This is a genomic window from candidate division TA06 bacterium (assembly GCA_016208585.1).
Taxonomy (GTDB): domain Bacteria; phylum Edwardsbacteria; class AC1; order AC1; family EtOH8; genus UBA5202.
In genome coordinates this window covers 1-16,047 of sequence record JACQXR010000121.1, presented here as the reverse complement: position 1 = coordinate 16,047, position 16,047 = coordinate 1, and the positions used below count along the sequence as shown (strand labels likewise).

The following is a 16,047-nucleotide window of genomic DNA, read 5'->3' as shown; positions in this document are numbered from 1 at the left end:
GAAAAAGCTCAAACGGATTGATCTTGATTCCGGCACCAGCCTGCTTACGGAAATATCAAAAAAGCAAAATATGATTTTCAAAGCATTCCAGATACGGTTACCATCGTTGACATAGTTATAATTTTCACGGGATTTTAGGATGTAACTATTCAGCCACAAAAAGCCTGCCCTGATTGCCACACTGAGCCCGGCCGAAGTGTTTATCGAAGTGCTATGCCGAAGGGGACACAATTCATTCAAAAAACTCATTTTGTGGTTTATGTGCCCATTCAATTTAACTCAGGGCATGCTTTATGTGGTCAATCCTGGGAAACAACGGTACAAAAATTATTGCATTAAGAGGCAACCCTGTTGCCATCGGAGGGTTGCCTCTATAGATTTTTCTGGCGGCGGTTACAGCATCGGCAACGCGTCGCCAATTTACCTGCCCGATGCGGCGGCGGTTATTTCATCACCACCATCTTCCGGGACTCGCGGAAGCTCCCGTTGATCACCTGGTAGAGGTAGACGCCGGCCGATACCCTGTGCCCGGCACCGTCCCTGGCATCCCAGCTGACGTCATAATAGCCAGGCGCCTGGAAGGCATCGACCAGCATCTTTACCAGCTGGCCGTTGAGGTTGTATATCTTAAGGGTAGTGTGTCCGGACTGCGCCAGTTGGAAGGAGATCAGGGTCTTGCCCCTCACCGGGTTGGGCGTATTCTGGGCCAGCATGGCGGCAACCGGAACTGACGCGGTGTTCAGCCGGACGTTGGGATCGTTGTCCTGGGCCGGGCTGCTCCAGGAGGCCGGCGGAGTGAACAGCGCCGCCGAGTTGGAAGCCGCGGTAGCGCCGGTGCCCACGGTCCCGCCGGAATTCTCCACGCCGGAGACATAGGTCTCGGCCGTGGTGATGCTGCCCCACTGGATTTTGATCTTGCCGTCCGGGGTCAGGATCATCTGAAAGGTCTGGGCGCTGGTATTGGAGTAATTCTTGACCGCGTTGAACGACACCACGAACTTGGTGGAGGAAGAGTAGTAGGTGATGGTGCCGCCGCCCGACGGGTTCAGGTCCCTCCACAGTCCGGCGATCAGGGCGTTCGGCGCTGCGGTGTTGGGGATGGCGGCCGGGCTGTAGGCGGTGGAGGTGGTGCCGAAATTCAGGAACCCGTTGGAGCAGACGTTGATGGAGGTGTAGTTGGTGCCGTAGAAGTTGAAGGTGAACGGCAGGGTGATGGTTACCGCCTGGTCGTCGCCGGTGCAGCCCGAGGCCGTGGCGGCCGAGGCGTCCCAGCTATAGGTGGCCGAGGTCTTGGTGTAGTTGGCCGAACTGCCGCCCGAGCTGCCGCCTTTGATGTACTCGTCCCATACGGTGCCGGAGGCGATGGGCAGGTTGTTGTACCTGGTGTCGTAGTTGGAGCCGTCTATTTTGCAGTGATAGACGGCGATGCCCCTGGCGTTGGCGTAGGTGGAGTTGTTCTTGTAGAGCTTGACCGCGTTCAGCACCGCCGAGGTGCAGGCGGCGGCCGCGTTCTTCAGCCCGGCCGGCACCGTCTGGGCGCAAATCTTGCGTCCGAAGTCAACCAGGTCTATGTGGTACTGGAAGTAGCTGGGGGAGAACTTGAGGGCATTGGTCAGGGCCGAGCCGATGGCCGAGGAATAACCGGCCCCCCGGGCCTTCATCAGGGAATCGGCAAAGGCGTTGGCCTTGGCGGTCAGGTTGGGTATCTGGCTTAGGTCCACCACCGACAAGGTTGACTGGTTGGATGTCCCGTTGATGATGGCCTTGCCCAGGTCGATGGCGCTCATGGTGGGCGTGGTGTTAAGGTTGTTGAGGAAGGTGGTGTAATACCAGCCGGCCGCGCCCTCGGTTTCCTCGGAAACATTGGCCACATTGGCATAGTTGCGGGAGATGTCCAGCACCTCCCACATGCCCATCAGGCAGGCATCCCAGCCGATGTGGTCCAGGTTCCGGCCCAGGTGGGTCTTGATCTGGCTCAGGGCATTGGCGAACTCGCCGTTGCTGATGTCGATCACCGAGCCGTGGGAGTCGTCGTTGGAGAAGCCCTTGACGGCCTCGATCTCGCCGTCCTTCTTCTTGTACCAGCCGTCGCCATGGTCCCACATCACCAGCGAATACCTGTTGGCCGGATAGTTGGCGATGGCCCACTTGGCGAAATCGGCCAGGGTCTGGGGATTGCCCATGTCCGCCTCGCCGAGGTCCGAGATCTGGGAGGCTGCTATAGGGGTCATGCCGTTGGCGATCTTGAACCGCTTGCAGGTGGTCCAGTTCTCGTAGGTGGTGGCGTAGCTGGAGGAACGGTCCATCTGGACGATGACGTTGACCTTGCCCGAACTGTAGGAGGCGGCCGCCATCTCCAGAAAGTCGTCGATGCCGTCCGGCTCCAGATTGTTGTCCGCGTTCAGGTAGACCATGATGGTCCACTCGGCGGTGCTGCTGGCCGCGGCCTGGCTGACGCTGATGGTCTTGGGCGAGCCGGTGGTGCCCGAGGGCGCGGTGGCGGTAACCGTTACCGTGGCCGACCTGGATCCGCCGGTGTTGTTGACCGCGGTCATGGTGAACGAGCCCGGGGTGTTGCCGCTGGACGAGGACACGGTCAGCCAACTCTGGTCGGAGGACACGCTGTAAGAGATGACTTCCGTGGTGGCGGAATTGGTGACGCTGACCGCGCTGGAGGTGCCGCCGCCGGCCGCCACCGACCAGGAGGTGGCGCTTACTGCCAGGTTCGGGGTGGCGCCGCCGCTGACCGAAATCAACAATGAATAGTAGCCGGTGCCGGAATACTCGTAGGCCTTGGCGTACCATGTCCCGCTCGCGTCCGCCGTGTACACCACCGAATCGACCAGTCCGGTGCCTCGTTCGCTGGCGGCTTTCTGGGTTTGGGACGGGTTGTACAGATACAGATCATAGTCTGCCGACGACGGCGGCGTGATCTTGACCTTGATTACCTGGCCGGAGGTCACGTTGAACTTGTAATAATCGTTGCGGTCGGTGGCATCCAGGTAGTTGCCGGTCCACGAGCCGGGAGAAACGGCCAGGGCCGCGGCAAAGGTGTTGCCAGCGTCGCCGCCGGAACCCGCGTCGTTCTGGGTCACCGAGCCGGTGGCCGTCAACGCCACATTGTCAATATAGGCGCCCTCGGCGGTAACGCTGCCGTCGCTGGTGAACCGGAAGCGAATCTTGGTGGCGGTGGTCGGAATAGTCACCGATTGCTGACCCCACGACTGATAGCTGCCAGAACGGGACCAAACCTGTGTCCAGGCAGTGCCGGAATAATAATCGGCGTAAACGAAGTCATAGCTGGCTTCGGTGTTCTGCCAGATATAGAATTTTAAGGTGGCCGAGGAATACCCGGAAAGGCTCACCGTCCGTTCCATGTAATTATTTTGGCTGGCGGCATACGGGCTGACCTCATCGCCCCGCGCCGAGTAGGAAGAACTGTAGTAACGAGCAGAAACCTTAGTCCAACCGGTGGTAGGAGACAAAGTCCAGCCGGTGGGGAAATTGGTCATGTTATCGGAGAAAATGGTGGTTTGGGCGGCAGAAACCGCCGCCACCGCCATTAGAACCGCGAGCACCAAGCCGAGTTTTTTCATTTTCACATAGACCTTTCAGTTATATATTGTTTTTAATGATATTGCTGTGCTCCTTAGTTAATGGTTAGAATTTATGCATATATTATGCCATTTTTACTTTAATATAAATATCATCGCAATTCCTTGAAATGCAATAAATTGCAAAATGGATACAATAAACATGGTAGTAATAACAAAATTCTTTTGTTACTTATTGTTACGATTTTTGATCTCCATTCATAAAACGATTGTCATTTAGGCCAAGTTTGAAAACAGTACGTTTCTAATCATTTGACAATGAGAGACTTGAAATGCAAAAAATCTATGTTCTTGTTTTAATTCTTTATGTAAAAAAAAGATACAGCTCGCCACGGCGAGCTGTATCTGCTGTTAACCCCGTTGGATAAGTTATCCCACGGGGTTAAACGTTTTAGTTTCAATAAGATAGTTTATGGGTTCAAATCACCGGCGTACGAATCGGTGTACGATGGCGCTACCTTAACCCCTGCGGAAGCAGCCCAGTTCTTCATGTGGGTACAGGCGTAGCTGCAATCGGGCTCATAGTAGATATATCCCTGCGTGTCAAAGCCTTTCATCTGATAATAGGTGAAAACGCCGTTCTTCATGGTGGCATCGCCGTCGTAAGCATACAGGGTTTTGTTGGAGGCGACGGCTATCACCCGGCCGGTTGCGTTCAAACCGGTGGCCATGGCCCCGATCTGGCAGGCGTCAAAAGCGAACATCATTTTGGCGCTCTTGGCCGTGGAAAACTTGGTCTTGAACCAGGAGCTGCTGATGTAATACAAGTCGGTCGAGATGATGTTGCCTTTGCTGCCGTGGCCGGAATAGCAGAATGCGATCTCGTTGCCGGCGATGGAGCGGCTGACCAAAGTGTTGACGGCAGATTCAATGGCGCTCTTGGTGGCCGAACGGTCAAGGAGGATGGTCACGGAATAGCCTTCTTTCACTAACCTGGCCTTCCAATCGTTGGCGTCGTCATCGCAGTACTGCAGATCGTTGGCCGTGCCGGAATAATCGGAAATACCTATGACCAACGCATATTTGGCGCCTTTGGACGTTGATTCGTCAAGCTTGACGAGTTCCGCCTGCTGCTCGGTGACTTGCGACGCGGCGATCTCCTCGGCCGGACGATAATCAACCGTCGCAAAATCCGGACGGACAGTAAAACTGGCGGATTCCTCCGGGCTCCCGTTCAGGTCCGGTGCCAGGGGGTTGTTCTTACTGCAACCTGCCGCCAGTAATACAATGAAAACTAAAGCCAGAATGGTTCTGGTAAGTCCCCTCATGATGTTACCCTCCGTTTAAGTTAGTTATGTTTTGAGATTGCCTAATATAGAGTCTTAAATCCTATTGCACCTAAACTCCATATTTAGTGATTGTTTGTTTTATGATCCTGCCTCATAAAACAATGCAATATGTATGCCAATAGAATCAACCGTTAGCTAACCAATTAAATTTGAATGGGTTATTGTCGCAACTCGTAAAAAATCGTTTTTTATCTAAACATATTTGAAACATTTTGTCACATAACGTTATTCATATTTTAATATAGTGATAAATTTTGGATGTAATGAATGAAAGTTGCACCGGAAAGACTGATTTTTATTGTTGACTTATTGCAACATTTATGATAACATCTTGTTACATTATGTTACAAACAAAGAAAATAAAATCCGGCCATAAAATCGCCGGCAGATATGAGGCCATAAATTTGATCGGCCATGGGGCCACCAGCCAGGTCTACCGGGTCCGCGATCTGTTCGAGGGCAAAGAGATGGCCCTGAAATCGATCTCTTTCCCGGCATTCATCTTATTCAGAATGAATTTAAATTTCTTTCCTCCCTGCGGCATCCCAATCTGGTTCAGGTATATAATTTCGGAAAAGATCAAGCCAGTTACTTTTACACCATGGAGCTTGTGGCTGGAGGCTCTCTCTTTGACCGGAGCCTTAAGATCGAAGCCGTGGTTGATGCCGCCGATCAGCTGTGCCTGGTGCTGGAGTACATCTACGGGCAGGACATCCTTCGCCTAAACCTAAAGCCGGGCACCATACTCGTTTCTGCCGAGGGCAGGATCAAGCTGGCTGATTTTGGCTTTGCCCAGTGCTACAGCGGTCAAAAATCCTTGAAAATATTTGGATCTCCGGACAAATTCTGGATTACCGTTCGGACCATTATCGGCGACAGGTTGAAGGCCCGTAAACTTGACAATCAAAAAACCGAAGTCAGAATTGGATGTGCCATTCTCAACCGTATGGCTCAAATAGGTATGCCGGTGTCATATAAGGTTGCTGTCTAATCATCGATTGATCAGGGGATGCTGTTATCTTTACACTCTTTGCGCAACAAAGCCGTTCGGATCTGTAAAACGAAAAATATCTTGCAAACTAAACGGATTTATGTTAAACTAAAAACATGAACGTATCATTTTGTTACCATGGATAGGTTGTTGAAAGACCAAAAGATCGGCACTAAATACCAGGTGCTGGAATTTCTGGGAGAGGGTTCTTCCAGCCAGGTATATAAAGCCGTTGATCTGGCTGGCGGACAAATTGTGGCCCTAAAGCTTTTTTTAGCCGACTCCATTAACATAAATCTGGTCAGCCAGGAGTTCCGGCTGTTGGCAGAGTTGAGGCATCCCAACCTAGCCGCGGTTTATGCTTACGAAAATTTCCAGGCCGGATGTTTTTATATTATGGAATTCGTGCCGGGGCCGGATATATTATGCCGTTGCCGGGATCTTTCTTTTGAAAAAAAATGCCATAAGCTGATTGAACTGTGCCATGCCTTGGAATACATTCATTACTGGAACATCGTCCATCTTGATTTAAAACCATCCAACCTTCTGCTGGACGAAAAAGACGCCGTCAAGCTGTTGGACTTTGGGTTGGCTCAAAGCGCAGCCTGTGCCCCCCTAAAGATATCCGGCACCCCTTCCTATATTTCCCCGGAGGTTATCTCCGGCCAATCTTCGGATGGCCGGGCGGACCTATATTCGCTGGGGGTTTTGATGTATCAGATATTCGCCGGAGTCCTGCCCTTTGAGGCCCCGTCACTGAAAGATCTGGTAAAAAAACACCTATATCAGCCGCCCCAGCCGCCGCTGATATACAACGCCTCCCTTCCTGAACGGCTTCAATCATTGATCTTAAAACTCCTGAACAAGGATCCCAATGCCAGGCCGGCCGGAGCCGGCGAGGTTGCAGTTGAGCTGGCCAGGATCATCAAACAAAGCCCCGGCGAATCGCCCGATGCTCCCCGCCTTCCTTTCGTCTTCAACAGCCGACTGGTGGGCCGGAATAAAGAAATGGCCGAATTGCGACATGCCGTTCAGAATGCCATCTCCGGCCAAGGCTCCACCATTTTTATTTCCGGCGAAACCGGCATCGGGCGCACCAAGCTGCTGACGGAGTTCTCCCTGGAGGCCCAGCTGTTGGAATGCCAGGTGCTGTGGACCCGCTGTTACCAGCCCGACACTTCCGCCTACGACCTGATCGGGCAGTTGCTGGCCCAGATCCTGCCTCTGGCCCAGAACTTTTGCCCCCAGATTATTTCGGAGTTCGGTCCCAAACTGGCTGAGATCGTTCCCGCCTACCGGGCCCTGCCCGAGGTCAAAAACCTTCCGGTTCCGGCCTCACTGCCGGCCCATGAGCAGCGGCTCCGGCTGCTGGATGCTGTAGCTGGCTTCATTATAAAAACCATGGAGGCCGTTCCCCCCCGGGCGACGGTCATTATGCTGGAAAGTATCCAGTGGATAGACCGGGAAAGCCTGGAAGCTGTCAGCCACCTGATGCGCAATATAGCCCGGTCATCCATATTGGTGATCGGCAGCTTCAGAAACGACGACCTGGCTCCGGGACACCATCTGCCGGAAACCATCGAGGCCCTGGTAGCCGAGAACCTGGCCGAACAGTTTTTCCTGAAACGGCTGAGCCAGTCCGAGGTTTCCGAGCTAATCCGGAATATTTTCCCCCGGATTCAAAATCCGGAGCCTTTGCTGACGAAGATATTCGCCGAAACCGAGGGAAATCCCCTGTTGATCGAAGAGGCGGTGCATTATTTGATGGACTCGAAGTTTATCGAACGGCGCCACGGCCAATGGCAGATAACTTCTCTGACGAACGATCGACTGGCCTTGCCCGACGGATTGACCAAGGCTTTTAAGCTTAAATTAAAGAACCTGTCTCCGGAACAGCTTTTGTTGATGCAATCCCTGGCGGTGATGGAGCGCCCAGCCACCGCCCACCAGATCTTTGCCATCACGGCGCTGGACGCCTGCCAGATCAGCAAAGACCTGCTGTATTTCAAGAGCCAAAGCCTGCTGACGGTTTTACAAGAGGAAAAAGGCGATCTCTTCTACGGGCTTCATCACTCCAAAATCGCCCGCGAAGTATACCGTTCTGCCTCCCCGGGACTGCTGTCCCGTCTGCACCGGGCCACCGCCCAGATACTGGAAAATCAGGAAAATCATTCCCTGCAGGAACTTTCCGCACTGTCGCGCCACTGGGAAGCGGCTGGAGATCCCGGCAAAGCCAGGGAGTTTCACCTGTTGGCCGGAGACGGCCTGGCGGAATTTTCCAAACGACAGGCCATAGAACATTACCGCAAAGCCATCGAGCTGTCGCCATCCCAGCAGGATCTTCCGGTGTTGGAAAAACTGCAGAAACTTTACTATGTTTCGGGGGAATTCCAGAAAGCGTTGGAAGCGGCCCAGGTCTTGCATCTGGCAAAAGGGCCTTCCCCGGATAGCTATTATAAAATGGGACGGTGCCAGGAAAGGCTGGGCAATTATGAATCCTCCACAGAATACCTGCGTCAGGGATTGACCGTTTCGCGGAACGATCCCCAATCGGCCGCCCGGTTGATGAGAGCCATCGCAGTAACCTGCATCAGCCGGGGCGAATACCGGACTGCGGAAAAAAACTGCCAGGAGGCCTTAAAATTGCTGCCTCAAAATAGCAAACCTTCGGTGGAGGCGGAAATTTACAACACTTTGGGACAAGCCTACTGGCACCTGGCAGAATGGAGCCAGGCTCTTTCGGTGCACCGGAAGAGCCTGGCGATCAATGAGCGGGAAGGCAGCCTTTACGGGATTGCCGACAGCCACAACAACCTGGGGCTGGTTTATTACCGGATGTATGACTGGGACCGGGCAGCCGAATCCTGCCAAAAGAGTTTCGCCATCCGGGAAAAAATAGGCGATATCAGCGGCCTGGCCAAATCCTACAATAACCTGGCCCTGATCTCCCGGCATCTGTATGACTGGGACAAGGCACTGGAATACCACAGTAAATGTCTGCAGACCATGGAGCGGATCGGTTCGAGCTTGGAGACGGCCACCTCGCTGGTCAATATCGGGCTGATCCACAAAGCCAAGGGGGAATGGGACCGGGCCCTGTGGAGCTATAACCGGGCCATTCAGCTGGCCGCCACCATCGGGGCAAAAAATATCATGCTCGACGCCTATATCCGCAAAGCGGAATTTTACCTGGCTTTAGGGGGTCTGAAGGATTGCAGTTTGTTCTGTCAAAAATCGCTGGGCATGGCAGAAGAACTGGGCGGCCGCCTGGAGATGGGGCGGGCCCTGAACATTTCGGGACGCATCAGCCAGATGCGCCAGCAGTGGGATAAGGCCAAGGAAATCTTCTCTCAGGCCCGGGAGATTTTTGCCGAGCTGGATATTAGAGCCGGAGAGGCGTTTATTTTAAAGAACCTGGCCGATCTGCACCGCGAGCTAGGAGAGCTGGACAAAGCCGAAGCCATGGCCGACAAAGCCTTAAGCCTGGCGCAAAGAGTGGAGGAACAGCAGTTGGTGGCCGATGTCTTGCTGCTGAAAGGAGAATTGCTGGAGGAAAGAGGCCGGAGCGGCCTCACATACATGGAATGGTCTCTGGAAATCGCCACTAAGGTAAATACGGCAGAAACAGCCTGGCCTATTTTCTCGGCCATAGCCAGACACCATGTCAAGCACAAACGTTATGACCTGGCCCTGGAACAGTATCAAAAAATTCTGTCCGGGTTCAAGCAGGCTTTGGCCAACATCAGCCAGCCGGATCTAAAATCCTCGTACATATTCGCTCCCCGCCGGCGCCAGCTGTTCAAGGACATCAAACTGTTCCGTCAGGAGGCAGCAAGCTATGCCGGTTAATCAGAGGGTGCAAAGCGCCGGAAACCTGGTGGTGGAAGCGGAAGTTGACCTGGCCGCCATCGCCCAGGCACTGGAGGGGCGGAAGAATATCTCCTCGCTGCTTGATCCGGACCATGGCCGGGAAAGGCTCAGCCTGCTGCTGGATGCCTCCCGCCGCCTGAGCCGGGTCTTGAACCTTGACCAGCTTCTGAATGTGACGATGGATTCGGTGCTTTCTTTAACCCGGGCCGAACGGGGGTTCTTGATGCTTTACGAGGGGGAGATCCTGAAATTCAGGGTGATCCGGAACCAGAAAAGCCAGAACTGGGAGGGTGATGATTTCCAGATAAGCCATACCATTACCCAGCAGGTGATTGACAGCGGTCAGCCGCTCTGGGTCAAGGATGCCTCTCATGATGCCAATTACAGCCAGTCGGCCTCCATCGCCGACCTCAAACTGCGTTCCTGCATGTGCGTGCCGCTTTTCTCCGGTCAGGCGGATAACCGAAAAATTCTGGGAGTGATATATGTCGATAGCCAGCTGATTCATGAAAGTTTTTCCACTGAGGACCTGGACCTTTTTGCCGCCCTGGCGGCCCAAGCCGCTATCTCCATAGAGAACGCCGAATTGGTGGAAAACATCAGCCGCCTGGAGAAGGAAAAACGCCAGCAGCTGGAAAGGGAAAACATCTCATTACAGAAGCTATTGGAAGATCGGGGGGAGCTGCTGGGACAATGTCCGGCCATGGAAAAAGTTTTTTCCCTGGTCCGGCGAGTGGCCGGCTCCGAAGTCAATTTGCTGCTGCTGGGGGAATCGGGCACCGGAAAAACTCTGGTGGCCCGGGCCATCCACCAGCTGAGTCTCCGGAAAGACAAACCATTTATGGTGATAGATTGCGGCTCCATACCGGAAAATCTTCTGGAGTCCGAGCTTTTCGGATACGAGAAGGGGGCCTTCACCGGGGCTTTCAACCGCCGGCAGGGAAAATTTGAGCTGGCGGAAGGTGGGACTGTTTTTCTTGACGAAATTGGAGAGATGCCCACCGCCCTTCAGACCAAGCTGCTGCGGGTAATCCAGGAAGGGGTGGTGGAACATGTCGGCGGAAACGAGACCATCAAAGTGGATCTGCGAATCATCGCCGCCACCAGCCGGGATCTGGAACAGGACATCAAGAACGGCCGGTTCCGCAAGGACCTTTATTACCGGCTGAACGTGATTACCATCCACCTGCCGCCGATGCGGGAGCGGGAGGGCGATGTCCTGCTGCTGGCCGGGTTCTTCCTGGAAAAATACGCGGCCAAGCACCGGAAGCAGATCGTCTGCCTTAGCGCCGCCGCCAAGGTGGCGCTGATCAGCTATGCCTGGCCGGGAAACGTGCGGGAGCTGGAACATAAGATTGAACGGGCGGTCATCATGTGCGATGGAAGGGAGGTCTCCCCCGTTCATCTGGAACTCGAAGCCCCTTCCTTTGAAACCAACCTGGCGGCCGGACTGAACTCCGCCAAAGCCGATATCGAGAATAAAATGGTGACCCAGACGTTGTCCTTGAACAAGGGCGACGTTACCGCCACGGCCAAGCAGCTGGGGGTAGCCCGGCAGCAAATCTATAGAATAATGAAAAGGCACGGCATAAAAAACAAAGGAACAAAGCGCCCTGCGGGCGGACATAAGGGATAACTCACCTCCTCTAATAAGTCCCCCTCTCTTTTAGAACCACCAAAATAAAATAATAAAATAACGTGAACCCCGATGTTTCGGGGAAGAAGAGAAGGGGAAGCCGGAGACAGGCCTGCCCGCCGTAGCTTTAGCGGAGGCAGGAGGTGAGTTCGGTGTCGGAACAGGCAAAGATAACATTATCATGATCTGGCGCACCGACGGAGTCCCAATGTTATGGAGATCAACAAAATCAACGTTTTGCAACTCCGTAGTTTTTATAATTTCCTATACATGAACAAAGCGATAACGGATAGCCGGGCGGAATATCTAGACTTTTCATAATAACGTTATGGTCTACTTCCATTATCGTTACTCGTCAGCCCCGTAGTCAAGGACCCTGCGGCAGACCGCATGGAATTGCAAATTCAACCCGTCCCGAGGCAAGGTTCTCTATGAAAAAGTGGGTGGGTGTTCTGTCATTATTTATTTATCGGCTTTAGTGTGGCCCCTTAGGTAATTTATTTTTGAGTGAATATTTACTTTACTGCTTTAAATTTTGGCAAATATCCGACGCGTCCTTATCCTAAAAAAAATGAAATTTATTTTTAAAACGCTATTGACTTTTTTTTTATAACCTGCTATATTTACAATCCGACCTGAAAACATCATAGTAAATATCTTATCTATTATGAAATCGCGGTGCAAGCAATCCGGGATTTCTTTTTCTTTTTATAGCCTTTATTGTGGAAAACCGTGTTGATAACTTTGTCCTTCCACGCTATCCGATAACTCCTTGTTAATAGATAAATTATACGCCTTTGCTGTATTGTTGATAAACCATCTATCGTTGTTGATTGTTGTTCGCAAGTGCTTGAATATCTTTGGGTTATCTTTGTTTACAATCTGTTGATAACCTTGTGAATAAGCCATAAGCCTTGATTTGACGCACTTTATAAACCCCACCCTTTAACTACCCTTAAAATTCAGCCTTTTAGCGCTGTGGATATCTTATGAGCCAACAAGCACAAGCCCTCTGGGCTCTGGCCCAGGAAAAAATCAAAGAACGGATAGGCTCCGGCAGCTATGACACCTGGCTAAGGCCGGTAAAAGCCGCTTTCATGGGAGATACGTCCATAACCCTCAAGGTGCCTAACCCGTTTTTTATACAATGGCTGGAGCAACATTATATGCCGTTCATAAAAGAGGCCTTAAAAGAAACGGCCCAAAAGGAGCTGGCGGTGATTTTTTTAGCCCCTAACGAACCGCTTAAGCCGTCCCGGACCGAAAAACAGCTGCCCCCTCCCTTGCCGGTGGCCATCGACAACGACAGTCAGTTACGGGAGCGCTATACTTTTGATAAATTCGTAATAGGAAAAAGCAACGAGTTTGCCCATGCGGCGGCCCGGGCCGTGGCCGAAGCTCCCGGTAAGGTCTATAATCCGTATTTCATATACGGCGGAGTGGGCCTGGGCAAGACTCATTTAACTCATGCCATCGGCAATTTCGTCCGGGCCAAAAGGCCGAAGGCCAAAATATTCTACACCCCGGCCGAGAATTTCATGAACGAGATGGTGGCCGCCATTCAGAACCGAAAGATCCTTGATTTCAAAAATCACTACCGCAATCTTGACGTTCTTTTGATAGACGATATCCAGTTCCTTTCGGAAAGACTGGGGATGCAGGAGGAGATCTTCCACACTTTCAATTCTCTTTACGATTTCAGGAAACAGATCGTGCTGACCTCGGACCGCCCGCCCAAGGATATTTCCCACCTGGAGGAACGGCTGGTCTCCCGTTTTCAAAGCGGGCTGGTGGCCGATATCCAGTCCCCGGACCTGGAGACCAGGATCGCCATCCTTAAAAAGAAGGCCGAAATTGATAATTTAAAAGTCCCCGATGAAGTGATCTTTTTCATGGCCGAAGCGGTCAAGTCCAATATCCGGGACCTGGAAGGATCACTGGTGCGGGTCACCGCTTTTGCTTCGGTAGCCGAACAGGAACTGACCCTGGCGCTGGCCAAGGAGGCCCTAAAACACATCATCTCCCAAAAAACTAAAAGCATTTCTATCGATTCTATCCAGCGGGCGGTGGCCAACCATTTCTCCATCAGCGACGAAGCTTTGCGCTCTAGCAAACGCACCAAGGAACTGGTGCTGCCACGTCATATTGCCATGTATCTGTCCCGGACCCTTACTCCGTCTTCTTTGAACGATATCGGCAAACGTTTTGGCGGCAAGGATCATTCCACCGTTCATCACGCTATAGACAAAATGATCAAAGACATTTCTAAGGATCAGGAAACCGCCCGTCAGGTTGAGTTGATAACCCGGACTATAAAAGGTGAATAGCTTGGGGATTATTTTTATTTTTATTTTTTGTTGTGGATTGCTGTGGATAAAAGGGCCGGTTGTCAACCTGCTTTTCAAGCTTCATCAAGATACTATCACCACCCTTGCCATCAGCAATAACGCGCACCCTTTATACTTATCCCAAGATTTACCAACTTTACTATTGACTTTTACTATTAATTAGATATATCATAATAAACTAATCATCTAAAGAAACATTCACATTCAAAGAGAGATATCTTAAAATGAAAATTTCCATCAATCAGGACAAAATATTTTCCAGTCTCCAAAGCATAATCGGAGTGGTTCCCACCAAAAGCACCTTTCCGGTTTTGGCCAATGTGCTTTTAGAGGCTACCAAGGACAAGATAAAATTCTCGGCCACAGATCTGGAAGTGGCCATTGTCACCGAGACCGAGGCCAAGATAACCAACCCCGGGGCCATCACCATCCCGGCCCGCCAGTTCTTTGAAATTATAAAACAGCTTCCTTCTTTGCCTCTGGATATAGAAGTCAACGAGAACAAGATCGCCATCAAGTGCGACAAAAGCCGCTTTAACCTGATCGGCATTCCCAAGGACGAATTTCCCAAGATCCCGGAGATCAAAAAAGACAAGCAGATCAAGCTTCTGGCTTCCCTGCTGCAAAGCGCCATCAAGAAGACTCTATTTGCCGCGGCTAACGACAGTTCCCGTCCGGCCTTGTGCGGAGTGCTGTTCCAGGTCAATGGCGACAAGCTGCGGGTGGTGACTACCGATGGCCGGCGCCTGGCCCTGATGGAAAGCCGGATCTCCCCGGTCTCGCAGAAAAGCGAACTGTTGATCCCGCCCAAAGGGCTGAACCTAGTCAACAAGATGATAGGATCAAGCGATCAGGAAATAATTGTAAAGTTTGACGAAAATTATTCCCAGTTCATACTAGGCAACACCCAGTTGTTCGCCCGCCACATCGAAGGAGTCTATCCGGAATATGACAAGTTCATACCCTGGAGCAACGACAGGATCGTCACCGTGAATACTGAGATTTTTGCGGCCGGGGTGCGCCGGGTAGCTGTTTTTTCAGACACCTTCACCAGCATGATTAAACTGAATATCATGGCCGACTCCCTTGATCTGTCCAGCCGCACTGCGGACATTGGCGAGGCGTTTGAAAGCCTGGCGGCTAAATATGGCGGAGAGGAAATGGAGATCGGGTACAATGCCAACTACCTTTTGGACATAATAAAGAATGTCGAGTCCGACGAGCTGAACATTTATCTCAGCGCCCCGCTGGCCGCGGCCATTGTCCGGCCTAGCCAGGAGAAGGACGACAATAAATTAGTTTATCTGATCATGCCCATCCGCCTGCCGGAATAAAAAGGAAAAATTTATAAAATAATGGCGCCTGAAGGCGACAGTTTGACGCAGCTTACATTTAACGGCAGAAACTTTTTCCCAACTTGGAGCCCGGATGGAAAGAAGATTGCCTGGTCTATTTCTACCGGAGATTCCATAATGGGTTTATGGACTATGAATGCTGACAGTTCTAATAAAAAAAGATTATATCCCTATGGTATGATGCCCGATTGGCTTTCCAATAATGCTTCAATAGTATATATAGGGCCTTCCGTTGAAGGAAGTTCAACTTCAACCAGCCAAATATGGATCATGGATACTTTAGGTAATAACAAAGTAAGGATAACGAATTTTAACATTTCCAACCGCTATCCCAAAGTTTCACCCACCGGCACCAAAATAGTATTCAGTTCCCAAGCAGAAGGACAAGGCCCCAGAGTTTGGGTAGTAAACACTGATGGCACAAACTTGATAAAACTAACAGAAACCGGAGGCGACCACCCCGCCTGGTCGCCGGATGGCACAAAAATAGTTTATTGCAACACAGTTGATGGCCGTCTTTGGACTATGAACACGGACGGAACAAACAAAAAACAACTTTCTAACAGAAAGGATATGATCGTAAAGGTAACTTTAATAATCTTCGCTGTCTGTTTGGCAATTGTGGGCTGTGGCTGTAATAAAACACCAACTAATCCCATTGATCCCCCACCAATTGAGCCTTATGCCACCACAGACTGCGACCCGTCATGGTCGCCTAATGGCAATACTATTGCTTATGCGCACCATAGTCTTTCTGATACGCCCAGTGGTATATTCTTAATAAACCCCGACGGCAGCAATAAAAGATTGTTTTTGGAGTCCGTAGAATTTCAAACTTTATGGCATAAACCCGATTGGTCACCAGATGGAAGATGGCTGGTTCTTTGTGAGACATATAGCGCTCAAATTTATAAAATAATGGCGCCTGAAGGCGACAGTTTGAC

8 protein-coding genes are annotated in these 16,047 nt (G+C 51.5%); 6 read left to right on the top strand and 2 right to left on the bottom strand.

Annotation, left to right across the window (positions count from 1 at the left end; genetic code table 11):
• Positions 1-443 precede the first annotated feature (443 nt).
• Entirely contained in the window at positions 444-3,596 is a 3,153-nt protein-coding gene (locus HY768_09285; protein ID MBI4727393.1) for a T9SS type A sorting domain-containing protein, read from the bottom strand.
• A gap of 428 nt (positions 3,597-4,024) precedes the next feature.
• Complete coding sequence (locus HY768_09280; GenBank protein ID MBI4727392.1) at positions 4,025-4,882, bottom strand: caspase family protein; 858 nt, start codon at positions 4,880-4,882, stop codon at positions 4,025-4,027.
• Positions 4,883-5,381: 499 nt separating this feature from the next.
• On the opposite strand from HY768_09280, the gene HY768_09275 reads away from it, so the two are divergent.
• The 6 genes from HY768_09275 to HY768_09250 form a co-directional block, all read left to right on the top strand.
• A complete protein-coding gene (locus HY768_09275) occupies positions 5,382-5,894 on the top strand; it encodes a protein kinase (protein ID MBI4727391.1) in 513 nt (170 codons plus the stop codon).
• 150 nt (positions 5,895-6,044) lie between these two features.
• Positions 6,045-9,743: a tetratricopeptide repeat protein gene (locus HY768_09270; protein ID MBI4727390.1), complete on the top strand. Its 3,699-nt coding sequence runs from the start codon at positions 6,045-6,047 to the stop codon at positions 9,741-9,743.
• Positions 9,733-11,400: a sigma 54-interacting transcriptional regulator gene (locus HY768_09265; GenBank protein ID MBI4727389.1), complete on the top strand. Its 1,668-nt coding sequence runs from the start codon at positions 9,733-9,735 to the stop codon at positions 11,398-11,400. Before HY768_09270 ends, HY768_09265 begins: the two co-directional genes overlap by 11 nt.
• A gap of 989 nt (positions 11,401-12,389) precedes the next feature.
• A complete protein-coding gene (gene dnaA / locus HY768_09260; GenBank protein MBI4727388.1) occupies positions 12,390-13,727 on the top strand; it encodes a chromosomal replication initiator protein DnaA in 1,338 nt (445 codons plus the stop codon).
• Between the two features lie 245 nt (positions 13,728-13,972).
• Complete coding sequence (gene dnaN, locus HY768_09255; protein MBI4727387.1) at positions 13,973-15,082, top strand: DNA polymerase III subunit beta; 1,110 nt, start codon at positions 13,973-13,975, stop codon at positions 15,080-15,082.
• Between the two features lie 42 nt (positions 15,083-15,124).
• Positions 15,125-16,047, top strand: a 923-nt coding sequence (locus tag HY768_09250; GenBank protein MBI4727386.1) for a PD40 domain-containing protein, incomplete at its 3' end; no start/stop codon positions are given.

Excerpts from the sequence above, each read along its gene's own strand:
- HY768_09285 (MBI4727393.1), bottom strand. The coding sequence starts at position 3,596 with ATGAAAAAACTCGGCTTGGTGCTCGCGGTTCTAATGGCGGTGGCGGCG.
- HY768_09280 (MBI4727392.1), bottom strand. The coding sequence starts at position 4,882 with ATGAGGGGACTTACCAGAACCATTCTGGCTTTAGTTTTCATTGTATTA.
- HY768_09265 (MBI4727389.1), top strand. The coding sequence starts at position 9,733 with ATGCCGGTTAATCAGAGGGTGCAAAGCGCCGGAAACCTGGTGGTGGAA.
- dnaA (MBI4727388.1), top strand. The coding sequence starts at position 12,390 with ATGAGCCAACAAGCACAAGCCCTCTGGGCTCTGGCCCAGGAAAAAATC.
- dnaN (MBI4727387.1), top strand. The coding sequence starts at position 13,973 with ATGAAAATTTCCATCAATCAGGACAAAATATTTTCCAGTCTCCAAAGC.